Here is a 23,818-nt window from a genome sequence, read left to right as displayed (position 1 = left end):
GGCTTTAATTCCATTGAGAAAAAATCATTGAAGAAGTTATGTCTACAGACAATAGACGAAAGTATCCTTCTGTTTTTATAGAGGATTTGCCATCATTTTGCCTACCTGTTAAAAACAAATTCTCAATATATTCTCATTATGGAAAATAAAAACTCTCTGCTATTGTTGACATTATCCATCGCGGTCTTTGGTGTTATTACGACAGAAGTAGCTGTTATTGGATTATTACCACAACTGGAAGCACAATTACATGTGACACCGACTCAAGTCGGTTTTCTTGTATACCGTTTTTGTATACCGTTTACGGGCCGTAAGTAATCAATAGAATGCAAATGTCATATTCATATTGCGATGCGCCTGTTAGGGCGCGGCTGGCAAGAGAGCCTTATAGGCGCATATGAAAAACCTCCCGGCTATGCCGGGGGATACTTACTATGGCTTTAGCCAGTTTAAGATGCGTTAGCGTCTTAAACATAAAACCACCCGCATAGCGGGTGGTTGAAAATAAAATTTCATTGACGCAATATAACATAATAGAAACACGATCACGTTTTTTCAAAAAATGATCAATATCATTGACAAATAAAATGCTTTTTTGTATTTTTGCATCAAATAAAAAAATATAGTTAAGGGAAATACAATGGCTAACATTATTTATTTAACAATAAAAGGTAATAAACAAGGGTTAATATCATCTGGGTGTTCATCAGAGGATTCCATAGGAAATATTTATCAGATCGGTCATGAAAACGAAATTTATATTTACGAATTAAATTCATCTTTATCTAGAGAGCAGAATGTAAACCATTTCCCTATTAACATAAAAAAACCAATAGATAAATCAACCCCATTACTAGGAGTGGCAATATCAAACAATGAAGAATTGGAATGTATATTTAACATGTACAGGACAGATAACAGTGGCGGGTTATCTCTTTATTTTTCAATCAAGGTTATAGGTGCGACAATTTGCAATATTGACATTCTTTGTCCGAACTCATCAACTCACAACGATGCACAACCATTAGAGAGTGTATCATTTAAATATAAAAGTATAACATGGCAACATCACTTGGCTGGCACTAGTGGTTATAGCTTCTGGGAAGATAGGGTTTATTAATCATGTTCATAAATAGAAATAATGACTATTTCTCTTCAATGGGAGCATTAACTGCTCGAAGTGTAACTGAAACTGCCTTATCAGTATCAACATTTCTAGAAAATTTTTCAGTTAAAAGAAAATTTCAAAATGAAATTAAAAAACTCACTGATTACAATTTAGGTATAATATTAAGCCAGTCATCCCCTGAATCCGATAAATCACAAGCGATACAAAATTTAAAGCAAGAACGGTTATATTTATCTCAACAAGAGAATATTATAAGAAATAATATAGTCCAAAAATATGCAGCCATTGAAATAAAAAAAGAAAATGACGCGTACACTTATGTTCTAAGAGGCATTGGTTTAGTCGCCGGAGCAGTACAGTTTATCACAGGTCTTGGTATTGTAACCACAACAAGTCAAACGGTGGTTGGCTATGTAGCAGGTTCGGCGCTCATTATTCATGGTGCAGGGAATTTTGAAGAAAACTTAACATCATTGCTTAATAATGATGCCGATTATAAAGGTTATTTGAAATTAGGCTATGAACATGCTTTTAATTTTATCGGGTTAGATAAAAGAACGGCAAATTTAGTTTATGGTGGTGTAGACATAGCTCTTTCTGGATACGGCGTATTTAGAAATGTATTAAAGCCTGAGGCATGGAGATTATTTCGTTATATAAATGACGATTATGTAACCAGCTATAAAGCTATGGGGGGTTATGCTTTATCATTTGAAATATCAGCAGATGGAGTAACATTAAAATCACTCTATGACGCATATAACACCCCGATTGAATAATGAGAGTAATATTTACAGTCGTTTGTATTTTCGCATAAATATAAACGACTTATAAGCTAATCTGAAAGAAGTTATAAATATAGCAAGAGGCATTAAAATAACAATAGCTATAAAGAATCCTTTAAAATTAGCTTCCCCTGCCATTAAAAAAAAGAACGCCAACACCATAAACGCCAAAGGAAGAATAAACATGAGTCTATAAAATCTATTTTCCAGATTCATTATTTCATCTAATAGTGTAGTGCCACTTCTCTTGTTTATGGTTTTTAATAACTTTATGTCATTTAAAGTAAAGCCACTTTTTTTCATTAATTCTTCTATATTTTTAGAAACCATTTTAAATACTCCATTTTTGTTTATTTTCTGTTTTTCAATTTTTCATAATCAGTTTTAATTAAATTTAATTTTCCTTCTAATTGTTCAACTTTTTTATAAGTAGCAAAGACAGTATTATAATTGTTATCAATAGCTGAACCAAAGAATAATTTTACACTTAATGCGATTACTACAAGTACTGCCAGTATGTTTCCTGCGAAAATCCACCAAAAATAATTTGTAAGTTTATAATATTTTTCCTCTAAATCATTTTTTGCCGACTGATAGTCATTTTTTGCAGTCTGAATATCTCCTATAAAGCCTTTAACCGTAATTGATAAGTTATCAACGTGTATAGCAATAGCTTCCATTTGCGCGTCCATTCTCTGCCGGACAGCACCCACAATATCCGTTTGTTGGATAGTGGTCAGAATATTTTGCTCTATTTCAGCAGGGACGGTTCTGGCCAGTTCCCTGAACTGGGCGGCGCTCGCATCTATCGAATGGGCAATTCGGCACTCAATCTCTTTCAGCTCTGATAGAACCTGCTTCATATGCACTTTTTGTTCCTCGATATGATCCAGTTCAGCCAGCTTCTGTTTTAATTCACCTATCGCCAGACTGATGGCGCTTTCAAATCTCATGATGATATCAGCGACAGTGCCTTGATTCTTGCCTGCCGCAGTCAGCAAGCCAGTGACAACCTCTTGCTGTTCTTCCAGCACTAAGAGATAACCGGAAATCTTTTCAAACTCTGTTAATTCTTTTTTCATATCTGCCTCTGTGGTTACCGACTAAAACCCCGTTCTGGCTTAAACAGTGTAAGTCTGATTCGGGATAAAACTCAACACCCTATGTTGATACCAAGACGGTTCTCTTATCCTTAACACATAACCTAATTTTTCAAGCTCAGGGATATAATTTTTTTCTTGCGCAGGATCTGCAACGATGAGATCGATATCAATGACAGGTTTTGCGGGTAAGCCGGGCACTGCGGTAGAACCAATATGTGCAATATTGATGACCTTATCTTTCAATTGTCGCTGGATTTTGTTTCTTTCTTCATTGTAAATGTTCTCCCATTCAGTAGAGTAGGGAACGATAACAATGGGTTCTGGTGTCTGCTTATTACCACTAACCCAAGGATTTTCATTTGGATCACCTTCACAAAAAGTCATAATAAGTGGCTTTAGAGACATGAGTTGTTCTGACATATGCGGCCCCGGTTATAAATCGAACAAGCTATAGTGCAATATCTTAGTTAGATTAGAATATACGTAATTTAACATAACTCAAATGTTGAGTTATTAAATATAAAATGACAACTATTTCCAAGTTAAATAATTTCCACTAGAGAAATTATTTAAAGTCGAATTTTTTATAAACGATGTTGATTCCTAAAAAAGGAAATTTTATGACTGACAATAGTATTCGCACAGATCTTTTTTCCCCAATCAAATTGGGAGCAATTGAACTTGCTAACCGTATTATTATGGCGCCTTTAACACGTGGTCGCACAAATGAAGAGGGCATCCCAACCGATCTTAATGTCACATATTATGTTCAGCGCACAAGCGCTGGTTTAATTATTTCAGAAGCAACCAATATCTCAGCGCAAGGGCGGGGTTATGCCATGACCCCCGGTATTTGGACAGAAGATCAGATAGCAGGGTGGAAAAAAATCACAGATGCCATTCACGTTGTCGGCGGTAAGATTGTAGTTCAATTATGGCACGTTGGCCGTTGTTCACACGTTGATCTTCAACCAAACAAAGATGCGCCGGTAGCACCATCCGCCATTAAAGCAGATGGTAATGTTTACACTAACAATGGCATTGCGGAAGCCTCTATGCCGCGTGCCCTGAGAACCGAAGAAATTCCTGATATCGTCGAACAATATAGACATGCTGCTGAATGCGCTAAACGTGCAGGGTTCGATGGTATAGAAATCCATTCTGCTAACAATTACCTGCTGGAACAATTCTTACGTGATTCAACTAACCATCGCACCGATCAATATGGTGGCTCAATCGAAAATCGAGCCAGACTGATTTTGGAAGTTGTCGAAGCTGTAACTGGTGTTTGGGATGGTGGTCGAGTGGGCATTAGATTGTCTCCTGTCACAACAGAAGTAGGCAACACTCCACTTGATAGCGATGTGATGGCAACTTATGGCTATCTGATTCAGCAACTAAATAAGTTCAAACTGGCTTATCTCCATTTTGTTGAGGGTACAACCCAAAAAAACCGCGACGTTCCTAAAGATGTTGATCTTGATGCACTACGGTCTTTGTTCGACGGCGCTTATATTGGCAATAATAACTATGATCTTGAACTGGCGATTTCCCGTCGTGAGGAAGGTAAAGTTGACGCAGTGGCATTCGGACGCCCATTTATTGCCAATCCTGATTTGGTGGAGCGTTTACGCTTCGGCCTTGAATTAGCGGAGGCAACTTATGATACCCATTATGGTAATGGGGCAAAGGGGTATACTGACTGGCCGAAAGCGAATGCTTAATCGATTGTCATAGCGGTTTAACTGGCCCAACCCAGTAAAGCCGCTATTTGCTGGTGGAATGAAGAATAATGCCAATCCACAAAGCAGATTGGCATACATTTTACTGTTTAAATAACTTATAGATTTCTTTTCAGAAATTGTTGTAGAGCTTTGTCAAATGCTTCAGGTTGTTCCAGCATTGGAGTATGACCACTGTTATTGATCAAAACATGTTCCACGTTTTCAAACATTGGATGAATATCAAGCCATGCGGCTGGTGGAGCAATACTAAAATCATGTGAGCCTGAAATAATTAACACAGGAGAGGCAATTTTGGTTGTGTAATCCAAGATATTAATTTCGGCAAATACATTTCCCCACAATTTATCAAATATAGCTGTGTGAGTGGGAACATCATTCCATAGAAACCTTTCATTGAAGTTTGCATCAAACCAGCGCATTGCGCTTAATCGACAGCAAAGATGAACAAATTTGCGTTCAGGATCATGCTGAATATCAGATTCCAGGTGAATAATATTGTTGTTGAAAATTTGTTTCCTATTTTCATCCGCGTCAGCTTCCCATCTGGCGAACTGTAACGCTTGCATGGTCTTGGATAAACAGGGCGGAGCACCCACCAGTATGGTTCCTCTGATACGATCACTGTTGTTCGCCGTAAAATCCAGTGCCATATAAGCATGGCCGGAATGGCCTAATATCCAACACGGCCCGATATTAAGTTCACAACAAACCCGCTCAATATCTTGGGTAATTTGTGCCAGAGAAACATCAGACTCATCAACTCTTCGGTGACAGACTGCAAACCCGCGATGATCGACAAACACACAATGATAATGACCAAAAAAAGATTCAGGCATGACCCGTTGATAGTAATCAGCACTGCCAATGATAAGAAGGGTTTCTCCCACACCTTGTTCAATGACCTTTAGTGAAAAGTCCCCGGATTGAATAGTATGTATTTTATTCATTTATATAATTACCTTTTTACAATTGCAAAAAATCACTTCACATCAACTCAGTGAAGTTAAGATTTAGTTGTTATAAAAGGTGAACGACGTCAACGAATCAGAATCATTATTTGTCTTTCCATCAATAACTACGGCGAGATACTTATTTGTGAATGCGAGTAGTATAGATAACGGGAAGCCAGCGATAACCATTATTTTCTTTTATTACATGCCAGAATCCCGGGAAAGATATATGGGCTGCGGCTACAATGTCATGATCCTTTGCTACCTGAGATAACACCTTTTCCCGCGTAGAGGTTCCCGTATGCCTGAATGACTAATGTAACCCGAACGCCTGACAGCACCATAAGGATCATTAACCTACACGTTTCACATCACCGACCAAAAAAATATAAGAAAATGCGCTGATAAGTGCAATAACCGAGATATAAACCAACGCCGGAGCAAAACCATAGTTCTGAGCCAGATAGCCAACTACCAATGGTACGGTAATACCACCTAATCCGCCGACAAAGTTGAACACCCCTCCGGTTAAGCCGATTAAGCGCATAGGAGCCAATGATGAAACCAGTGACCAAGTTATTGAAGCAAAGCCATTACCGAAAAATGCCAATGCCATCAATGCCATAATTAATATAGGTTCATTGGTGTAATTGGCTCCCATAATACAGGTAGAAATCAGTAATCCACAGATAATGGGCGTCTTACGTGCAACGCCGAGTGAGTAGCCTTTTTTCACGAGTTTGTCAGCAACCCAACCCGATAAAAGCACGCCGGCGAAAGCAGCTAAGAAAGGAACAGTTGTCATAAATCCGGCTGTCAGTGCGGTGATTCCCTTTTCTTGCGTCAGGTAATTGGGAAACCAGGTTAAAAAGAACCACAAGGTTGATGCTACAGCGAATTGGCCGAGATAAACTCCCACTAATTTACGATGAAAAATCAATTTCCAATCTTTTTTAGTCAGAGATATTCGGTCTTTTTTCTCAGCAGGCGCATCACCATCCACCAGCCCGCCACCATTACGGATATAGTCGAGTTCAAGTTTGTTAGTGCCTTTGCTCTTACGCGGTGGCTGATAAACTTTGATCCAGACAAATGACCAGATGACCCCAATACACCCGGTAATGAAAAACACCCAGTGCCAACTTAATATTTCCTGAATCCAAATCAGTATCGGTGTTAGAAAAGCCAGACCAATAAACTGACCGGAGGTATAAAAACCAACAGCAGAAGCACGTTCATGTTCCGGAAACCAGCTCGTGACGATGCGGTTATTAGTGGGGAATGAGGGGGCTTCGAAAATACCGGTCAATACCCGCAGACCAATTAAGGATAGTAGCCCTGTCGCGAATCCTTGCAATAAAGTCGCTACTGACCAACCTAAAATAGCAATGAAGTAGGTAATTCGTGAACCTATGCGGTCTAAAAACCATCCCCCCAGAATCTGACAAAAGGTATACGACCAGGCAAATGCGGAGAAAATATACCCCATCTGTGTTTTGCTGATACCAAATTCCTCCTGAATATGTGCGGAGGCTACAGCAAGGTTGGCTCTGTCAACATAACAAATGACCACGGTGACAAAAATCATCAATAAAGTTAAGTAACGACGGCGTGTAGGTTTTGCCGTCTTAATAGAAATGTCCATACAGTCATCTCCAAATTTAGGCATGTATATTCAGGCACTACCACTCAGCAACGGAACCATCGGCATAACGCCACAACGGATTACGCCAGTCAATGGCGCTTTGGCTACGGTGGATAACCTGTTCTTCGTCGATTTCAACTCCCAGTCCCGGTTTCATCAACGGGTAGAAATAACCTCCGGTCATATCGAAATCGTCTTTATTTTTAATAAAGTCTAAGAGTTCAGCACCTTGATTGTAGTGAATACCCATACTCTGTTCCTGAAAAACCGTATTATGGGAGACAAAATCAATATGGAGACACGCAGCCAGAGCAATCGGGCCAAGCGGACAATGCGGTGCCAGACCCACATCATAAGTTTCTGCCATGGAGGCAATTTTATAACATTCTGTGATACCGCCGGCATGAGAGAGATCAGGTTGCAGAATAGATACACCACCCGCTTCCAGAATACGTTTAAACTCAAAGCGTGAGAACATACGTTCTCCGGCAGCAATCGGAATATGTGTCTGAGCGGCTAAACGCGGATAGTATTCAGCCTGTTCAGTGAGCACAGGTTCTTCAATAAAGAGCGGACGGTAAGGTTCCAGTTCATGGATCATGACTTTAGCCATTGGTGCGCTGACGCGGCCATGGAAATCCAGCCCAAATTCAATTTCATTACCGAAAGCTTCACGGATCTGCGCAACGGTGTTGACTGCTGCGTCTACTTTGCGTGAATCATCTATAATTCCCAGTTCTTCACAACCATTTAGTTTAAATGTGTCAAAACCAATTTTGCGTAGACTTTCAATTCCCGCGATAACATCGGCAGGGCGATCTCCGCCAACCCAGCTATAAATCTTGATTCTGTCCCGCACTAATCCCCCCAGTAGCTGCCAGACTGGGGCATTTAATACTTTTCCTTTGATATCCCAGAGAGCTTGGTCAATCCCGGCGATGGCACTCATCAGTATCGGGCCTCCCCGGTAGAAACCACCACGATACATCACCTGCCATAAGTCGTTGATTCTGGATGGATCCCGACCAATAAGATATTCACCTAACTCATGAACTGCGGCTTCGACAGTACGGGCACGTCCTTCAATCACCGGTTCACCCCAACCGATAATTTCCTCATCGGTCTCAATTTTCAGGAACACCCAGCGCGGCGGTAAACGATAGGTTGTCAATTTTGTTATTTTCATTGCAATGCCTCTTGGTATGCTTTAACAAACGCAACCGCTTTCTCTTTTGTCCGGCTGACAGGTTGACCGGCCCGATATAAATCACTACCCAACCCGGCTCCCACGCAACCTGCTGTTAACCAACTCCCCAGATTCTCTGGTGTGATACCGCCGACTGCAAACACCGGAACATCGGTGGGCAACACTGCTTTCAGCGCTTTGACATAGTCAGGACCTAATGCTGAGGAAGGGAAAATTTTTAATGATTGTGCTCCTGCATCAAGTGCGTTGAAGGCTTCTGTCGCCGTAGTACAACCTGCACACACCGTCATGCCGAAATCCAACGCCCGATGAATAACAGCAGGTTGTGTATTCGGGGTAACAATGAGTTTGCTGCCCATATCAGCAAGTTGTTCTACCTGTTCAGGTTTCAGTACTGTACCCGCTCCAATCAGGGCATGGTCACCATAAGCCTTTACCGCTGTGGTAATACTGCTTTCCCAATCAGGTGAATTAAGTGGAATTTCAATCGAATCAAACCCGGATTCAAGCAATTCATCAATATGAGAAGCTATTTCCGACGGTGTGATACCACGCAAAATTGCAATAAGAGGGAGATTAGTTTGCCAGTGCATGTGTAATTCTCCTTATACCTGCGAGAAATGCAGCATCACCTTCAATGCACTGAGTCGGTAGCTGAAGATAATGAAATGCTGCCTGATAACGTGCGGCTAATTTAGGGGTAGCGACAAGAGTAATAGGGCGTTTTGTATCACGGACAATCTGTTTCGTCAGATTGATAACTTCATTGCCTATAAGCAATCCAGATAGAAACTCACTAATAAATTTGGCAGGCCGGATCTTTAAAACATGGGCCGCACGTACCTCAAAGAGTTGCGGTAACAACGCAGGATTTTCGATACCATGCTGTAAACCAGCTTCAAACGTGGCGGTATCTGCTTGTTGCTCAGGCAAGCCAAGGCCGATCAGAGAATGTGCTAACAGAATGTGATGTAATTCGCCAGTTATCGCTGTTCTGAAATCCAGAATACAGTCTTGGTCTGCCATCACCCATTTGCAATGGGTTCCCGGCATCACATACAAAGAGGAAGGCGCAAGACAGGAAGCTCCGATAAGTTGAGTCTCTTCCCCGCGTATTACATTGACGTTATTGATATTTTCAATACACAGACCGGGAATAATCCAGACATTCTCAGCAACTGGCATTAATTTCTGGCCAATTGCTGAGAATGCAACAGGGCAGGGAAGGTAAGGCGCAACTTTCCAGCCTGCATTACTGCCTATCATTCCAGCCATAATTATGGGTGTATTGGTATCAAACCAACCGCTGGTTATTTCTGCTAACACCGCCTTAGGGGACTTTACTTGCAGTTTTGTAACTCCCATCTCGGACTGGCGCTCATCCAGACAAACGTCATTCTCGAAGAGCCAGGCGCGAAGATTGGTGGAACCCCAGTCTATAGCGATGTAGCGGTGCGTCATGTGATTGCCTTAAGTCTTAACCTCATCATCCAACCAAGTTCATTCAAATACAGCATGTTGTATGTATGGAATTTGATATTTTCGCAATATCATTCAGGAACTTGTCTGTATATTGATGGCTAACCGGTTAATTGAAATCAGTGGAATTATCTGGATGTTGATGTACTGCAATGAGTATCAGAACTAGACTGATCCCTTGTTTGATTACTGCAATGAGTGAAGTTTGTATAGTAACGCCAGAAAAAATAACCGTACTACAATATAGATCACAAAAAATACAAAATGTGTTCAGGGCTGTACTTTGGTGATCATCTTCACATAATCATCAGGGTTCCTGATTTTTTTAATAAAAATGAATTCTTATGGAAGATGATGTTTCTGCACAAAATAACGGATAAGGTAGCAATCTTATGAAAACATTTCAAAATCACGAAGTTCGCTCGGTATTAGAAAGTTAAATATCTACTTTTTTCACTGATGGAAAAGGGCACGGAATTCATCCATAGCTTGCCAGTTAACCGTGATGAAAGCCGCGCCAATTCTTTAGGTGAGTTGATAGCCAGAATAAACGGGCTATAGACCATATTTAACTTATGTTGATGTGAGTTAGGTGCATACGATATTCTTCGATATAACGTGGAACGTCGGGTATTTTAATCACATCGTCGGCGATAAACGTTGGCAAAGCTTCCATACCCAGAAATTGATTTGCTTTATGGAATGGTAAATAGACACCATCTACCCCCACACCATGAAAGAATTGATTTTCATCAGTGAATGCTACCAGCGGCGCGTTCCATGTTAGTGATAGCATATATTTCTTGCCTTGAAGCAGGCCGCCGGAGCCATATTTTTTACTGGCGTCAGAACGGGTTCGCCCGTCATTGGCGTACAAGAAACCGTGACCTTCAGTGAAAATGTCGTCCATATACTTTTTTACCGTCCACGGAGCTCCCATCCACCAACCCGGCATTTGCCAGATAACGACGTCAGCCCACAGAATTTTCTGTACTTCTGTTTTTCCGTCATATTGGCTGTCTGCGCGCACTATTTTGACATCATGTCCGGTGTCGCGCAGGAAATTATCTGCGACCTCGGTCAGGGTGTCATTCAACTGACCATTAGAATGAGCGAATTTTTTCGCACCATTGATAATCAAAATGTTGCTCATAATTTTCCCTAGATTAATTTATCGCGTAATCATGATAAGTTGAGCGATGGAGCAGTAAAATATTCAAAATCTCAATAGACTTTTGCAGGAATAGCAATAATGAAGGCAAGTTCAGAAGAGTTGACGATCTTTGTAACAGTAGTGGAATGTGGGAATTTCAGTCGTGCAGCGGAACATCTGCAATTGGCAAATTCCGCCGTGAGCCGCTCGATAAAAAAACTTGAAAATAAATTGGGTGTGAGTCTGCTCAATCGTACAACACGTCAACTCAGCCTGACCGAGGAAGGCGAACGCTATTTCCGCCGAGTCCAACATGTATTACAAGAAATGGCGGCCGCTGAAACCGAACTCATGGAATCTAAACATACACCGCAGGGTTTATTGCGCATAGATGCTGCAACACCTGTCGTATTACATTTACTGGTACCGCTGATTAAACCTTTTCACGAACGTTACCCAGAAATGACGCTATCGCTGATTTCGTCAGAAACTTATATCAATCTAATTGAGCGCAAAGTGGATATTGCCATTCGAGTGGGTACCTTAACCGACTCCAGTCTGAGAGCCCGTCCGCTCTTTACCAGCTACCGGAAAATCGTCGCCTCTCCTGAATATCTGAAAAAATATGGTATACCGCAATGCGTTGAGGATCTGGAAGACCATATTTGTCTTGGTTTTACCGAACCGCCATCACTCAATACATGGCCGATAGCCAGTCAGGACGGACAGCCATATGAAATAACAATGGGGCATTCTTCCAACAGTGGTGAAACTCTTAAACAACTATGTGTGACGGGTAATGGTATCGCGTGTTTGTCTGATTATATGATTGATAAGGAGATTGCCAGCGGTGTACTTGTTGAACTACTGGCTGAAAAACGTTTACCTGTCGCGATGCCACTTAATGCTGTTTACTACAGCGACCAGGCTGTAAGTCCCCGAATCAGGGCATTTATCGACTTTTTGAGTGAATATGTAAACAGCTCCCGAAGGAGCTGAAATAATTTGGGTAGAATTTTTCTATGATTTTCTACCTTCATATTTAGCAACATAAACATTCATTCCACAGCCGTATAATTTTTTAAAGCCTTTTAAATACCATCTAATTCCATTTTCATTACGCACATCAAGAAAAACAATACCCTCTTTAACAAGATATTTAGTATATAGGCCATTGTTATATTCTTCAGGAGAAGAAGAGCAATTGTGCCAAGGGATAGTTACGCTTTCCGATGTAGCCCCAACTCCTCCGGTTAATGTAATACCTGCTAATAATGTTCCAACTGTTAATAATTTCTTAAACATAGAAAATGTCCATTCAATAGTTTTATAACTTTCGGATTAAATGTATTACTTATAAAATATATGTAGTTGTAGTGGCACAAGTTAAATCTAAATCATTACCAGATAATGTTACAATTTTAAAATTGATTATATCTTTATTTTAGATTGGAAACTTAGCTAGTGTTATAACAGGCCGTTAAAACAGGTTAATAAGAAAAAATAAGGGATATTATTACACAAAAACCCCGTTATTTTCAACGAGGTTTATCAGTATCCCGAAAGCTTCTAATTAGAGGATTTTTGGTAGAACTTTAACTTTCTCTACCTTCATAATAAGCTTGAAAAGCGTTACGTCCGGTATGAAATTCACATTTTCCAATACGCTCTTTAAAATACCATGTAATCGTTTTTCCAATAGTAGGCTCATATATAGTAAATACATTAGCAAAATTATCATAAGGATTAATGACATATCTATAATATTTACCCTCATTCATATAAGAGGGTTTGTCAGAATTACAAATTCCAGCCGATGCAGTCCCAATCCCTCCGATTAATGCTGCTGCTAATGCCCCAGCTTTTAATAATTTCTTGAACATAAACACTCTCCTGTAATATTATCTTGAATTTTAAATTTAAAAAGATTACTTATAAAGTTGCATTTAATATTGCACACTAAATCTAAATCATCATCTGACGATATTACAATTTTAAAATTTAGAAACTGACTATGTTTTTATATTCTGGTTTATAAATATAATCTTTACTATCATAATTTATGACCAATGACAACCCTGCTATTATTTACACAAAGAAAATAATTTATTTATAATTGAAACGTAATGAACCATAACAACATTGATTTTAGGTGATTTAATTATTAATTCCTTAATGGTGTCAAAAACCAGATATTTTAATAAAGATGAATGTAGATATTAAAGTGGGGATATTATAAAAAACAATGGAACCTATAAATTCTACTCAGCCTGCAATACCGATATCGCCCGTTATCAATATGCAACGGCTAACCCGTGTTTATCAACACGGAGAAGAGAGCCCAATACCGGTTCTGAAAAATATCACAGCACAAATTTTTGCTGGTCAAAGTTGTGCGATTGTCGGAACATCGGGCTCGGGTAAAAGCACTTTACTGAATATTCTCGGCTTGTTGGATAAACCCACCTCTGGAAAATATTTTCTTTGCGGCGTTGATATGTCAACAGCCAATGCTGATCTTCGTGCCAGAATGCGCAATAAAGAAATTGGTTTTGTTTTTCAAAGTTTTCATTTATTGGCCAGAATGACAGCCACAGAGAACGTCGCTCTGCCACTTCTTTACCGCGGTATTCCTACCTCACTGGCCTATAAAATAGCCAGAGAAAAACTGAACTTGGTGGGCCTTTCACATCGTGCCGTGCATTATCCGGCTGACTTATCCGGCGGGCAGCGACAAAGAGTAGCGCTCGCCAGAGCATTGGTTGGGGAACCCTCGTTACTGCTGGCTGATGAACCTACTGGTAATTTAGATCAACAAACCGCAGAAGAGATTTTACTGTTACTTGCTTCTCTTCACACAGACAACGCGATGACGCTGGTCGTAATAACCCATGACTCTATGGTTGCGAACCATATGCAGCGTGAATTACGGATGATTGATGGTCAGTTGCATGAAACCAGAGGTATGGCAATTCATGCCTGATAATCATAATCGTCAGTCCGGTAACTATGGCATGTCGGTGTTAATGATATGGAGAGAGGCCTGGCGTAACCTAATGGCAACAGGAAGAAGTACTCTGCTTGCTTTATCGGGTATTGCTATTGGTTGCGCATCTGTTGTGGCATTTGTTAATACCGGGCATAACGCCACACTGGCTGCATTGAAAATGTTCAGCGGGCTTGATATCAACGTTATTACAGTAAATCTGAACTCTTATAATCATGGAGTTGATAGTGCATCAATTAAAATGGTCGACCTGACAACGGCTATTCCTGGTTTATTTTCAGCAGCACCCTGGATCTATTCTTCTTCTCCTGGGCGCTATAACGGGAAAACAGAAACACTTACCATAATAGGCTCCTCTGCGGAACTTGAAGAAGTTATGCAATTGCGACTTCGTTATGGCCGATTTATCTCTGATTATGATCAGCATTCTCCTTATCTGGTTATTGGCAATGAAGTCGCTGTTAACATTGGTGAAGGGGATGCCTCCCGTGTACTTGGCAAGCAGATTCAGCTTGGCAATTATTTATACACAGTAATTGGCATCTTTGATGTAAAAGGGCAAAACCCCATTTTTCCTTTTTCTCTCGATTCGGTGGTGATTGCCCCTATAAATGCCATGCGTAAAATAACACCCAATACAGACCTGAATGGCATCATCGCTCGCACCATAACGACCACAACGACAGAAACCGATGCGAAGGATTTATTAACATTACTTAAGCGCAAGTTTCCAGAGGTTGACATTGATGTCCGGGTTGCTCAACAGCTATTGAAAGGGCAGACAGAACAAAACAAAACCTTTTCTTTTATGTTGATCGGGTTGGCAGGCATTTCGCTACTCACCGGCGGCATTGCGATTTCAAATGTTATGCTGATGAATGTTTCAGCCCGACGAAAAGAGATCGGCTTACGGATGGCTTTAGGCGCAAGAACGCAGGATATCCGACGTCTTTTTTTGTATGAAGCTGCGGCACTGACTTTTGCCGGCGCAATCCTTGGTACATTAGTCGGTGTCATCGTCGCCTTTCTTTTTGTACTTTATTCTGGCTGGTCATTTTCTTTAGCCCCCTTATCTATTCCTTTAGGAATAGGTAGCTCAATTGTAGCGGGACTTATCTCCGGCTTTTATCCCGCACATAAAGCCTCTCAAATGGAACCCGTACAGGCATTACGTGATGATTAAAAAATATTTCCTTTATGGCTCTCTGACCTTATTTTTCCTGTTTCCCCGAACAGGGATCCCTGCATCTGAACAGGAACGGTTAACTTTATCAGGATCTGATTACAGTCTGCGAAAGGACGCCGTAGGGGAGGTTATAGGCCTGTCATTGAGCGATGCGATATGGCTTGGTTTAAGGAATAACTATGCAATCCGCAGTGTTTATCTGGACCGTATCGCTCAGAAATTTGATTTACGGGTAGCAGAAGATCGATTCACACCAAAGCTACAGCTAAGTGGGCGTTACATTGCTGGTAAAAATCAGGATGCAAATTTTAGGAAAACCAACCTGTCTCCTAAAGCCACATTACTCACTCCTCTGGGAACTCGCTTCACGCTTTCTTGGACTCGTGATAACACTAAATCGGGGATAAACAACGTTCACAATGATGGCGCCAGCATTACTGTGATACAGCCTCTTTTGCGAGGAGCAGGAACAGATGTTAACCATGCTCCGGTCTTACTGGCCAGACTTCAGGAACAAACCAACCGTTTGAATTTAAAAGCGACTATTTCCGATTCAATTACGCAGATTATCCTGTCATACCATGCGTTACTTCATGCTCAGGAGCAACAAGCATTATCTGTCGCTTCTCTTAAGCGTATGCGGAAATTAGTTGAAACTAACAAAGAGTTGATTGATGCCGGCAGAATGGCTCAGACAGATATCATACAAACGCAGGCTGATCTGGCCATGCAGGAGCTTTCGGCCAAAGAGGCTGAAAACAGTGTACATGCCGCGAAGCTGGCATTACTTAAATTACTCGCTCTGAACCTCAAAACGCCCATCTATGCTACCGATAAGTTAAAAGGAACCCACGTCAGTCTGAATGTTGAACAATCAATTCAAAAGGCACAGGCTCAGCAGCCGGGTTATCTTATTCAGTTGCTTTCTGCAAAAGTGGCAGATATTCAATTATTGCAGGCCAGAAATAATCGGCTCTGGGATTTATCACTGGTTGGCGGTACGTCCCAGTATCGCTCATCCTCTTCTGAAACCCGAAACTGGGAAAATTATGTGGGTATACAACTGGATATTCCAATAGGTGATATGACACAGAAACAAACCGAAGTTCAGGCCAAAGTTAATGTCCAGAAGCAGGTGTTACATTTGGAGGAGGCAAGAATAAATCTGGAACAAAGAGTCATCAATGCCATCCGCGATACAGAATCACGCTGGCAGGAATATCAATTAGCAATAAAAGCCAGCTCACTTTCTCAAAAGAAACTCGAAATTGAACAAGAAAAATTACAGGCAGGGCGATCCAGCAACTTTCAGGTCCTGAGTTTTGAAACCGACCTGAGAAATGCCGAAAATGCACGCCTGAATACGCTTATCCGGTACCTTAATTCTCAGGCTGAACTGGATCAAATTCTTGGCACTACACTGGAAAGCTGGGAGATAACGATCAATGAATAAACAATCAATCCTTAAACGTTATCGACGGGCCATAGTTGGCACACTTGTAGTGGTGGCTTGTTTTTTTGCCTTTTTGTTTTCAGGGCATTTGTTCTCAGAAAAATCGCCAGCTCAGGGATCAGTGCAGTGGATTGAGGTAAAACACGGTCTTATCGAAAAACGACTAGGCTTGGTAGGTAAGCTGCAATCCGGGCGTCTTGAAACCATACCCGCCCCATTTGATGCAATTATCAAACAAGTCTTGGTTAAAGAAGGACAGCGCGTCGACACTGGTCAGACATTAGTTACGCTTGATACCCGAAAACTTGATATTGAGCTTCGGCAAGCGCAAGTTGAGATGATAAAGGCTTCATCTGCCGTTGATCAATTGCATGACTGGGAAAACAGCCAGGAAGTCATCCGGGCCAGAAGAAACGTCGAAAATGCGAACCATATGGTTATGGAACTGAAAAATAATCTCGCAAAAACACAGGCTCTTTTTTCACGTGGCATCGTTCCACGAATGGAAGTGGAAAATCTTGAGCAGCAACTTCGCCGACAACTAACGGAGTTTGCTTCAGTACAGGATGATCTTGCTTCCACTCGACAAAAAGGCAGCGCTAGTAATGTACGTGTTGCAGAGATGGAGCTTCAAAATGCAACAAGCCGCTATCAGGCACTACAGGAACAATACTCTCATAAAGAAATTAAAGCGCCATTTTCGGGCGTCGTGCTTAGGGCTTCACAAGGAGAAAAGGGGAAACTCTTAACGATTCAGACAGGCGTTCGGGTTACCGAAGGGATGCCCTTACTGGAGGTGATGGACACAACACAATATCAGGTACTGGCACAGGTTGAAGAAACCGATCTCGCCAAACTTAAAGAAGGGCAGGCAGTAAAAATCAGCGGGGAGGGATTTTCTGATCACTCTCTGGATGGAGAAATTGAAGCTATTGCTATGCAAAGTGTAAGCACGGATAAACCAGGATCAGCGATTTATTATGATGTTGTGATTAAAGTCATTTCATCCATGAAACAGGATTACCCCATCAGGCCCGGTATGAGTGCTAAAGTCAATATTGTTGTTTATCGCAATGAACAGGGTATTGTTGTACCAGAAGCAGCGCTAACTCACGATAGCAACGGAAAATTAACAGTAAATTGGCGGCCGGATTTAAAACGTCAGGCTGTGTCTCGTCAGGTAACTGTTGGGGAGGCGATGCCGGAAGGTATGGAAGTCCACGGGCTAGAAGAGGGGTTTATCGCATTGCCTCATAATTATAAAAATACTTTTGAATAGCATTTATCGAACTTCCTAAATTAGAGGCACCCTCAATTAGGATTGAGATCAAACAACGCAGGCAGGGTAGTAACATTATCTACAAACACAATAATATGTTGTTTACCGGGCTGAATATGATAATTTTCTATCGCTGACTTTAACATTTGTTTCAGGATTTTTCATAATGCCATGGACATTTTCACATCCAGCAGCCGTCTTTCCTTTGAAGAGTCTTCCGGGGGGAAGGTTATTGAATTTACCTGCGCTGATTATTGGCAGTTTGTCTCCTGATTTCTTTTACTCGGTTGGGTTATATGATGTTGCAACGACTGCGCATCATTTACCCGGATGGTTTTATACCGCATTTCCTTTATGTCTATTGATCTTTTTGATTGTACGCTTATTGTCATGTCCTTTATCCGTCCTTTTCCCAATATCTTTTACTTGTTATGAAAAACAGGATAATAAGGACAGGGTTGTTTTTGTGCTGTCGCTATTTATAGGCGCTGTAACCCATATTGTCTGGGATGCGTTTACACACAATAAAGGTTTTTTTGTCGAGCTAATTCCTTTGCTACAGTTTCACGTTTTCCATCCCATTACCAACGGGCAGGGGATAAGTATATATAAAATTCTACAGCATCTCAGTTCATTGTTCGGATTGTTGTACCTCGCCATGAAGTACTGGCAATATCAGAAAAAATTGGATCCTATTATTCAAAAAACGAATAAAAGAAAACTTTACCATCTGATTGTTATTGGGTTTATCTCAGGTATTTTGACATGCCCTGTAGCATTGTTTTTATCTTGGGAAGCATCGGGGATAAATCTATTGGTATTCAAATAGACAACACAAATACATGGTAATTGCTTATGTACATTCCTTCCGAAGCAGATAAAGCGTTGTTGATTATCCAGAAGCGATTAGCGGAATCGCTGGTAGCTATCTACCTTCATGGTTCGGCTGTGGTTGGTGGTCTTCGTCCTCTCAGTGACGTAGATTTGCTTGTGGTCATTGACCAGCCGATGACGTCAGAGGTTAGGGAATGTCTTACTGCTGATTTAATGAGGATATCAGGCCGATATCCTTCACGACAGGAAGCGATATCACTGGTCGGCCCGAACGCAAGCAGTCTTCTGCCAACTATTTCAAGATCGGATATTCGCCGGGCTATTAAAGATGTCCTGCCGGATTTAATTGGAACATTACAGGGAGATGAACGCAATGTTTTGCTAACGCTGGCGCGTATGTGGCGAACATTAGTTACTGGAGAATTTGTTTCTAAGGATGCTGCTGCCGATTGGGCGGCTGCTCGCCTTCCAGCCATACAGGCCACAGTTTTAGCCGATGCGCGGGAGACCTATTTGAGAGGATGTGAAGAAGATTGGCGAAATCGCCAGCAAGAACTTCAGATCACGGTAAGTTCACTGCACGATTGTGTGTTAATGAATCTGTGATACTCCCATCATGTTTGATGTTTTGTTTGAATTAGGCGCCCCATGTCAGACTCAGAATGCCATAACAGTTTAATTATTTTAAAAATCGTGGGAATATCCTTGATATAGCTAAGAATATGAAATTGAGAGGGGCTGTTATGTCTATATGGGTAGATGCTGATGCATGTCCTAAGGTTATAAAAGAAATATTATATCGTGCCGCTGAACGTGAAAAAGTACGAGTTACATTCGTGGCAAATCAACGATTAAGTGTACCTGCATCCGCTTTTTTACGTACGTTACAAGTCCCGGCTGGATTTGATGTTGCTGACAATCAAATTGTTCGTTGCTCAGAAATCGGGGACTTAGTGATTACAGCAGATATTCCTCTTGCTGCTGAAGTGATCGAAAAAGGTGCAATAGCACTCAATCCACGCGGTGAACGTTATAGTGAAGCGACAATACGTGAACGCCTAGTTATGCGTGATTTTATGGATACGATGCGAGCGAGTGGGATCCAAACGGGAGGGCCTGCTACTTTAAACCAACGTGATCGCCAGCGGTTCGCAAATGAACTAGATAAGTGGTTATTGCAACAAAAAAAGCATCTTGAAAAGAAGCCAAGGTGAAAAAACGGCGACTAGCTGCATATTTTTTTGATATTTTCATGACTGAAACTTCTGAGAGGTTTCAGTCTCCAACAATATGATAACGATTCATTATGCGAAATACGAAGTTATTAAATTCCCAACACGTAAAAAAGCCAAGCAGGGTACAAGAAGCTAATTGACTGAAAAAATCTATCTTATGATAGTTATTGTAAATTACATGTTATTTAACATAATATAGATTATGCGAACCCATGAGGCTTTTAAAAAAAGTATTAAGGTTTGTTACCCTGAGCGCGTTCTCTATCAAATTTAATTCCGCCTTCTATAGAAGGCGGATTTTTACTATCAAAATATTACTTGATCTGAAATTAACCAAAACTACACTGAATAATCGCAGAAATAGATGCATATGAATCAATATGGACCGTGCTACCACGTATATTGCTCCACTGCGCTTTTATGACAGAAATGTTAGATGCAAGAGAACAACTGGCAACTAGTGTGAATGGTGTACGTCCATAAGATTCTGGACTCTTATTACTGTAAGTAAACCCACCGAAAGCTAGCTGTTCACCTTGATCGGTTATAATAACAAAATTCCCTCCAGGGAAATTGTTACCTGAAGCATAGGGAGTTGGTACATTTAAGGTGATTAATGCTGTTAAACCTGGTGAGTTAGAATATCTTGAGACATCGATTTCCAAACCAGGTATATCAACATAATTGGTGCTTGATGTTTGTATAGGATTGTTATGTGGATTTATTGACGCAAATACAATTGCCATGATCAATACTCCTAGGTTAGTTATTTTTGTTTTTTATTTAAGTCCCTCAATAATGCTTATCCTAATTTTTAATTTATACAAATCATTACTACAATAGTAAATACATCACATAATTCAGTTCAAATTATCATAAATGTCTATTAGTTACCCATTTAAAAATTAAAAAACATTGCTATTTAATGATGTTTACATGGCATCCATTTTTTATTATATACATACATCGAGACATTTTATCCCGTGCCAGCCGAACATTTCTTTTGTCTGCGACCGTCCAACTTTCGTGTCGCGGACAGCCCGCTAAAAGACGGCTTTGCAGGGCGTGGAGGTGTTCCGTGCCCCCTGATGGAGTCCCCCCGTTTTATCGGCGGATTGACAACGGTGTTCCCAGAAACTACCGCGTGCCGCCTTCCATGCCCTAACGGGCATCCAAAACCGAACAAAATATCTAGTAGCAATAAAAATAATTAAATCCTATATATTAACCACCACTCAGTAACAAGGTGAAACGTTAAGATTCCACCTCCTCGCACCGCTGCGGGGGTGAATCTTAACGTTTCACCTTTTTAGCTTGCAGAATTATTACTATATCGGTTTTTGTATTTTCTTTACTGCTACTAGAGAACCAAGACGGTAAGAATGATAATCCAGTATTCGCATCCGTATCTTTATTATCAGCCAATCCGCCAATCAAAATAATGTCGCCATCATTCACAGAAACAGACGTTTGAATATTACGTTTAATCAACGTTGGTGAGTTATCAACCCCTGTATGCGTTTTTGCAAAATTAGACAATTCCTGACTGATAGACAAATCAATTACATTCTGTCTTACTTCCGGCATCACGTTAAAAATCACACCCGAAGAACGATATTCAACTGACTGAATTGGCCTGTCGCCGGAAAAGCTGACATTCCCCAGTACCGGAACATCTTCACCCACAGAAAAAGAAGCCGATGTACCCGAACGCGCCCGAAGAGACGGCGAACTTACCACGGTAAAGCGAGAATCAGTATTAAACATCTCAACTAACGCATTTATATTGCCAGAAGAAAACTTGATAAAGTTGTCCATACCGATCCCTGAACCATTGCCGCCAATCTGAATAGAAAAACGCTGACTCAGTAGTTTAGCCGCCAATGCCAAACCTGAACCGTTACGCTCCGTTGTCTGAACCTGATAGACATAGCCACCTACATAAACCTCGTCGGACACCGTATCAACAGACGGTAAAACCTGCTCTATCCGTGAAATATCCGCTTTAGTGCCATAAAAAACCAACATATCACCCGAAGAACTAAAGGCATTCGTGCCAGAGGAATGATTAGGGGCTTTAGAGCCGCCCACATAGGTAGACATCGAACCACCATGACCAAACCTACCCTGAACGACACTGGACAAAACAGACGTTAAGTAACCCACAGAACGATATTGAGGCTTATAGACAAAGGTATACTGAGGGATCACCGGTTCGACAACTTTCAACTTATAAATATAATCCACTCCATTTTTTTTCATTACCCCAATTCCCATATTATTAAGGTAACGAACAAAAAATTCTTTTTCATCAAGGTCAGGCGTAATATGAAATGACACTAATCTTTCATCAATAATGACTTCCGGTGAAATCATAAAGGGTTTTTTAAATACTTGACCGTAAATAAAATTAACAGATTTAGGAATAGAAACGCCATCCAGAGAAAAATTAACACCTTTCGCAAAAGAAAAATAAGGAATAGCAGATAATAAAATAACAGAAAGTATTTTTTTCATTTTGATACACCACTAAAATAAGTCACTTTTTCCCCATCAACAAAGCCGAACATCATGATACCTTTACCATGAAATTCAGTTTTATTAACCAGTCTGATATCACCGGAAGCATTCACCAAAGTGACGTAATTATAATTATCCATACTTAAAAAACCGGAAATACGCCACTTTGAAGAAATAGGAGGATCTGCTATTTTTTCTCTTGCTGCTCCTTGAGTTCCTTGATTTCCGCTTCCCTCTCGCAAATTGTTATCACCATTGTTGCTCCTAAACTGGTCAACTTGTCTATCCAAACCAGAGTCAGTAACAGAACCAACCACGACAGGATTATCGTTAGCGTTACCAGTAAAGAACTCGTAGATAAAATAACTACTACAGCTAAGTAAGAGTAAAAACCCAAATATACATACCCATAATTTAGTTTGGCTAAAAACGTTTTGCCGAGAATCAACAGTTGCTTCACTACCCTTGCCTCCATTGTAGGAATGGTAAAGTTTAAAAACATTCTTATCGTACTTATTTTGATAATACGTAGTACGATTAGACTTATTCAACTTTACTCCGTTATAAACATCAACACGATAACGACTCTTAGCGCCAATCATCACTAATTTTGTCATCTTGAAAGAGGTTTCAATACGCGTCTTTATAAATCTCGCTATCGTATCAGGATGCTGATTCATCAACGCTAAATCACAACACAACCCGCTATCAGGATCAGTAAAATGACGATGTTCGGCAATAAAAGAACGATGCTCCGGTGTCAAATCCTTATCAGAACCCCAAAAACGCCAAACTTCATCAAGACAAATCAAATCACCAGCTTTACAAAAAGAATCATTACAAGAATATCCCTCTTGATCATTGCGTTTATAAGGAAAAAAACCCGCCTGCATAACCTTTTCATCAGTAACTGAAATTATCTCACCTAAAGCTATATCTTTACCCTTAGATAGTTTCTTAGCGTAATCACGAATCGCATCAGGGTTAATGCCATCAATATTAGTTACAATCCGACGACCTTTCATATAAGCCGGAAGAATGACACTTTTCACACACTCATGACTCTTACCAGAACCAGGAACGCCAAAATAAGCTGTAATAGACATAA

26 protein-coding genes are annotated in these 23,818 nt (G+C 40.6%); 12 read left to right on the top strand and 14 right to left on the bottom strand.

The features are described from left to right. Positions 1 to 138 precede the first annotated feature (138 nt). The 3 genes from Xenpb_RS11605 (at position 139) to Xenpb_RS11595 (ending at position 1,908) form a co-directional block, all read left to right on the top strand. Positions 139 to 318: a hypothetical protein gene (locus tag Xenpb_RS11605; RefSeq protein WP_255523122.1), complete on the top strand. Its 180-nt coding sequence runs from the start codon at positions 139 to 141 to the stop codon at positions 316 to 318. A gap of 322 nt (positions 319 to 640) precedes the next feature. After that, complete coding sequence (locus tag Xenpb_RS11600) at positions 641 to 1,120, top strand: Hcp family type VI secretion system effector (protein ID WP_187654466.1); 480 nt, start codon at positions 641 to 643, stop codon at positions 1,118 to 1,120. A gap of 2 nt (positions 1,121 to 1,122) precedes the next feature. Beyond that, positions 1,123 to 1,908, top strand: coding sequence for a DUF4225 domain-containing protein (locus Xenpb_RS11595; RefSeq protein ID WP_255523121.1), 786 nt, complete (start codon positions 1,123 to 1,125; stop codon positions 1,906 to 1,908). A 12-nt stretch (positions 1,909 to 1,920) separates the two neighbouring features. Here Xenpb_RS11595 and Xenpb_RS11590 read toward each other — a convergent pair whose 3' ends face one another. From Xenpb_RS11590 to Xenpb_RS11580, 3 genes are read right to left on the bottom strand one after another with little or no spacing between them, the layout of a single operon-like run. After that, positions 1,921 to 2,244 carry a hypothetical protein gene (locus Xenpb_RS11590; RefSeq protein ID WP_187654465.1) on the bottom strand — a complete coding sequence of 108 codons (324 nt, stop codon included), beginning with the start codon at positions 2,242 to 2,244 and terminating at the stop codon, positions 1,921 to 1,923. Positions 2,245 to 2,264: 20 nt separating this feature from the next. Continuing rightward, the gene (locus tag Xenpb_RS11585; RefSeq protein ID WP_187654464.1) at positions 2,265 to 2,996 is read right to left on the bottom strand and encodes a hypothetical protein; all 732 of its coding nucleotides are present in this window, start codon (positions 2,994 to 2,996) and stop codon (positions 2,265 to 2,267) included. Between the two features lie 39 nt (positions 2,997 to 3,035). Further along, positions 3,036 to 3,437 (bottom strand): GrpB family protein, encoded by a 402-nt coding sequence (locus Xenpb_RS11580; protein ID WP_255523120.1) that lies wholly within the window; start codon positions 3,435 to 3,437, stop codon positions 3,036 to 3,038. A gap of 200 nt (positions 3,438 to 3,637) precedes the next feature. Between Xenpb_RS11580 and Xenpb_RS11575 the strand changes: the two genes are divergently transcribed. Continuing rightward, positions 3,638 to 4,741 carry an alkene reductase gene (locus Xenpb_RS11575; RefSeq protein ID WP_187654463.1) on the top strand — a complete coding sequence of 368 codons (1,104 nt, stop codon included), beginning with the start codon at positions 3,638 to 3,640 and terminating at the stop codon, positions 4,739 to 4,741. 116 nt (positions 4,742 to 4,857) lie between these two features. On the opposite strand, the gene Xenpb_RS11570 is transcribed toward Xenpb_RS11575, so the two are convergent. From Xenpb_RS11570 to Xenpb_RS11545, 6 genes are all read right to left on the bottom strand, one after another. Further along, entirely contained in the window at positions 4,858 to 5,709 is an 852-nt protein-coding gene (locus Xenpb_RS11570; protein ID WP_187654462.1) for an alpha/beta fold hydrolase, read from the bottom strand. A 355-nt stretch (positions 5,710 to 6,064) separates the two neighbouring features. After that, entirely contained in the window at positions 6,065 to 7,381 is a 1,317-nt protein-coding gene (locus Xenpb_RS11565; RefSeq protein ID WP_368666819.1) for an MFS transporter, read from the bottom strand. A 13-nt stretch (positions 7,382 to 7,394) separates the two neighbouring features. Continuing rightward, entirely contained in the window at positions 7,395 to 8,543 is a 1,149-nt protein-coding gene (dgoD, locus tag Xenpb_RS11560) for a galactonate dehydratase (protein WP_187654460.1), read from the bottom strand. Continuing rightward, positions 8,540 to 9,157, bottom strand: coding sequence for a 2-dehydro-3-deoxy-6-phosphogalactonate aldolase (locus Xenpb_RS11555; RefSeq protein WP_187654459.1), 618 nt, complete (start codon positions 9,155 to 9,157; stop codon positions 8,540 to 8,542). The genes dgoD and Xenpb_RS11555 overlap by 4 nt, the downstream gene beginning before the upstream one ends. Continuing rightward, positions 9,141 to 10,025, bottom strand: a complete 885-nt coding sequence (locus tag Xenpb_RS11550; protein WP_187654458.1) for a 2-dehydro-3-deoxygalactonokinase — start codon at positions 10,023 to 10,025, stop codon at positions 9,141 to 9,143. Before Xenpb_RS11550 ends, Xenpb_RS11555 begins: the two co-directional genes overlap by 17 nt. A 586-nt stretch (positions 10,026 to 10,611) precedes the next feature. Continuing rightward, positions 10,612 to 11,196 (bottom strand): NAD(P)H-dependent oxidoreductase, encoded by a 585-nt coding sequence (locus tag Xenpb_RS11545; RefSeq protein WP_187654457.1) that lies wholly within the window; start codon positions 11,194 to 11,196, stop codon positions 10,612 to 10,614. Between the two features lie 99 nt (positions 11,197 to 11,295). Here Xenpb_RS11545 and yafC point away from each other — a divergent pair, with 99 nt between their 5' ends. Further along, on the top strand, positions 11,296 to 12,195 hold the full coding sequence (yafC, locus tag Xenpb_RS11540) for a DNA-binding transcriptional regulator YafC (RefSeq protein ID WP_187654456.1): 900 nt from the start codon (positions 11,296 to 11,298) through the stop codon (positions 12,193 to 12,195). A 21-nt stretch (positions 12,196 to 12,216) separates the two neighbouring features. Here yafC and Xenpb_RS11535 read toward each other — a convergent pair whose 3' ends face one another. Further along, the gene (locus Xenpb_RS11535) at positions 12,217 to 12,501 is read right to left on the bottom strand and encodes a hypothetical protein (RefSeq protein WP_187654455.1); all 285 of its coding nucleotides are present in this window, start codon (positions 12,499 to 12,501) and stop codon (positions 12,217 to 12,219) included. Positions 12,502 to 12,791: 290 nt separating this feature from the next. Further along, positions 12,792 to 13,079 carry a hypothetical protein gene (locus tag Xenpb_RS11530; protein WP_187654454.1) on the bottom strand — a complete coding sequence of 96 codons (288 nt, stop codon included), beginning with the start codon at positions 13,077 to 13,079 and terminating at the stop codon, positions 12,792 to 12,794. Between the two features lie 362 nt (positions 13,080 to 13,441). Between Xenpb_RS11530 and Xenpb_RS11525 the strand changes: the two genes are divergently transcribed. The 7 genes from Xenpb_RS11525 to Xenpb_RS11495 all read left to right on the top strand — a co-directional run bounded on the left by Xenpb_RS11525 (position 13,442) and on the right by Xenpb_RS11495 (position 20,169). Beyond that, entirely contained in the window at positions 13,442 to 14,179 is a 738-nt protein-coding gene (locus tag Xenpb_RS11525; RefSeq protein WP_187654453.1) for an ABC transporter ATP-binding protein, read from the top strand. Then, on the top strand, positions 14,172 to 15,386 hold the full coding sequence (locus tag Xenpb_RS11520; protein ID WP_187654452.1) for an ABC transporter permease: 1,215 nt from the start codon (positions 14,172 to 14,174) through the stop codon (positions 15,384 to 15,386). Before Xenpb_RS11525 ends, Xenpb_RS11520 begins: the two co-directional genes overlap by 8 nt. After that, positions 15,379 to 16,842 carry a TolC family protein gene (locus Xenpb_RS11515; RefSeq protein WP_187654451.1) on the top strand — a complete coding sequence of 488 codons (1,464 nt, stop codon included), beginning with the start codon at positions 15,379 to 15,381 and terminating at the stop codon, positions 16,840 to 16,842. Before Xenpb_RS11520 ends, Xenpb_RS11515 begins: the two co-directional genes overlap by 8 nt. Beyond that, positions 16,835 to 18,121 (top strand): HlyD family secretion protein, encoded by a 1,287-nt coding sequence (locus Xenpb_RS11510; RefSeq protein ID WP_187654450.1) that lies wholly within the window; start codon positions 16,835 to 16,837, stop codon positions 18,119 to 18,121. The genes Xenpb_RS11515 and Xenpb_RS11510 overlap by 8 nt, the downstream gene beginning before the upstream one ends. Positions 18,122 to 18,287: 166 nt before the next feature. Further along, positions 18,288 to 18,950: a DUF4184 family protein gene (locus Xenpb_RS11505; RefSeq protein ID WP_187654449.1), complete on the top strand. Its 663-nt coding sequence runs from the start codon at positions 18,288 to 18,290 to the stop codon at positions 18,948 to 18,950. Between the two features lie 26 nt (positions 18,951 to 18,976). After that, entirely contained in the window at positions 18,977 to 19,561 is a 585-nt protein-coding gene (locus Xenpb_RS11500) for an aminoglycoside adenylyltransferase domain-containing protein (protein ID WP_187654448.1), read from the top strand. 137 nt (positions 19,562 to 19,698) lie between these two features. After that, positions 19,699 to 20,169 carry a YaiI/YqxD family protein gene (locus tag Xenpb_RS11495; protein WP_187654447.1) on the top strand — a complete coding sequence of 157 codons (471 nt, stop codon included), beginning with the start codon at positions 19,699 to 19,701 and terminating at the stop codon, positions 20,167 to 20,169. Between the two features lie 350 nt (positions 20,170 to 20,519). Here the strand turns inward: Xenpb_RS11495 and Xenpb_RS11490 are convergent, their stop codons facing one another. The 3 genes from Xenpb_RS11490 to Xenpb_RS11480 form a co-directional block, all read right to left on the bottom strand. Further along, positions 20,520 to 20,936 carry a hypothetical protein gene (locus Xenpb_RS11490; protein WP_187654446.1) on the bottom strand — a complete coding sequence of 139 codons (417 nt, stop codon included), beginning with the start codon at positions 20,934 to 20,936 and terminating at the stop codon, positions 20,520 to 20,522. A gap of 547 nt (positions 20,937 to 21,483) precedes the next feature. Next, a complete protein-coding gene (locus Xenpb_RS11485; protein ID WP_187654445.1) occupies positions 21,484 to 22,707 on the bottom strand; it encodes a type II secretion system protein GspD in 1,224 nt (407 codons plus the stop codon). Further along, a complete protein-coding gene (locus Xenpb_RS11480; RefSeq protein WP_187654444.1) occupies positions 22,704 to 23,816 on the bottom strand; it encodes a zonular occludens toxin domain-containing protein in 1,113 nt (370 codons plus the stop codon). Before Xenpb_RS11480 ends, Xenpb_RS11485 begins: the two co-directional genes overlap by 4 nt. Positions 23,817 to 23,818 lie beyond the last annotated feature (2 nt).

This window comes from Xenorhabdus sp. PB62.4, from assembly GCF_014467285.1.
Taxonomy (GTDB): Bacteria; Pseudomonadota; Gammaproteobacteria; order Enterobacterales; family Enterobacteriaceae; genus Xenorhabdus.
The sequence above is the reverse complement of the archived record's forward strand: the minus strand, read 5'-3'. Positions and strand labels throughout refer to the sequence as shown.

Coding starts and splice junctions, on each gene's coding strand:
- Xenpb_RS11595 (WP_255523121.1), top strand. CDS start 1,123: ATGTTCATAAATAGAAATAATGACTATTTCTCTTCAATGGGAGCATTA.
- Xenpb_RS11495 (WP_187654447.1), top strand. CDS start 19,699: ATGTCTATATGGGTAGATGCTGATGCATGTCCTAAGGTTATAAAAGAA.
- Xenpb_RS11590 (WP_187654465.1), bottom strand. CDS start 2,244: ATGGTTTCTAAAAATATAGAAGAATTAATGAAAAAAAGTGGCTTTACT.
- Xenpb_RS11490 (WP_187654446.1), bottom strand. CDS start 20,936: ATGGCAATTGTATTTGCGTCAATAAATCCACATAACAATCCTATACAA.
- Xenpb_RS11520 (WP_187654452.1), top strand. CDS start 14,172: ATGCCTGATAATCATAATCGTCAGTCCGGTAACTATGGCATGTCGGTG.
- yafC (WP_187654456.1), top strand. CDS start 11,296: ATGAAGGCAAGTTCAGAAGAGTTGACGATCTTTGTAACAGTAGTGGAA.
- Xenpb_RS11555 (WP_187654459.1), bottom strand. CDS start 9,157: ATGCACTGGCAAACTAATCTCCCTCTTATTGCAATTTTGCGTGGTATC.
- Xenpb_RS11605 (WP_255523122.1), top strand. CDS start 139: ATGGAAAATAAAAACTCTCTGCTATTGTTGACATTATCCATCGCGGTC.
- Xenpb_RS11510 (WP_187654450.1), top strand. CDS start 16,835: ATGAATAAACAATCAATCCTTAAACGTTATCGACGGGCCATAGTTGGC.
- Xenpb_RS11545 (WP_187654457.1), bottom strand. CDS start 11,196: ATGAGCAACATTTTGATTATCAATGGTGCGAAAAAATTCGCTCATTCT.
- dgoD (WP_187654460.1), bottom strand. CDS start 8,543: ATGAAAATAACAAAATTGACAACCTATCGTTTACCGCCGCGCTGGGTG.
- Xenpb_RS11575 (WP_187654463.1), top strand. CDS start 3,638: ATGACTGACAATAGTATTCGCACAGATCTTTTTTCCCCAATCAAATTG.
- Xenpb_RS11515 (WP_187654451.1), top strand. CDS start 15,379: ATGATTAAAAAATATTTCCTTTATGGCTCTCTGACCTTATTTTTCCTG.
- Xenpb_RS11550 (WP_187654458.1), bottom strand. CDS start 10,025: ATGACGCACCGCTACATCGCTATAGACTGGGGTTCCACCAATCTTCGC.
- Xenpb_RS11600 (WP_187654466.1), top strand. CDS start 641: ATGGCTAACATTATTTATTTAACAATAAAAGGTAATAAACAAGGGTTA.
- Xenpb_RS11500 (WP_187654448.1), top strand. CDS start 18,977: ATGTACATTCCTTCCGAAGCAGATAAAGCGTTGTTGATTATCCAGAAG.
- Xenpb_RS11485 (WP_187654445.1), bottom strand. CDS start 22,707: ATGAAAAAAATACTTTCTGTTATTTTATTATCTGCTATTCCTTATTTT.
- Xenpb_RS11505 (WP_187654449.1), top strand. CDS start 18,288: ATGCCATGGACATTTTCACATCCAGCAGCCGTCTTTCCTTTGAAGAGT.
- Xenpb_RS11480 (WP_187654444.1), bottom strand. CDS start 23,816: ATGTCTATTACAGCTTATTTTGGCGTTCCTGGTTCTGGTAAGAGTCAT.
- Xenpb_RS11530 (WP_187654454.1), bottom strand. CDS start 13,079: ATGTTCAAGAAATTATTAAAAGCTGGGGCATTAGCAGCAGCATTAATC.
- Xenpb_RS11585 (WP_187654464.1), bottom strand. CDS start 2,996: ATGAAAAAAGAATTAACAGAGTTTGAAAAGATTTCCGGTTATCTCTTA.
- Xenpb_RS11570 (WP_187654462.1), bottom strand. CDS start 5,709: ATGAATAAAATACATACTATTCAATCCGGGGACTTTTCACTAAAGGTC.
- Xenpb_RS11580 (WP_255523120.1), bottom strand. CDS start 3,437: ATGTCAGAACAACTCATGTCTCTAAAGCCACTTATTATGACTTTTTGT.
- Xenpb_RS11525 (WP_187654453.1), top strand. CDS start 13,442: ATGGAACCTATAAATTCTACTCAGCCTGCAATACCGATATCGCCCGTT.
- Xenpb_RS11565 (WP_368666819.1), bottom strand. CDS start 7,381: ATGCCTAAATTTGGAGATGACTGTATGGACATTTCTATTAAGACGGCA.
- Xenpb_RS11535 (WP_187654455.1), bottom strand. CDS start 12,501: ATGTTTAAGAAATTATTAACAGTTGGAACATTATTAGCAGGTATTACA.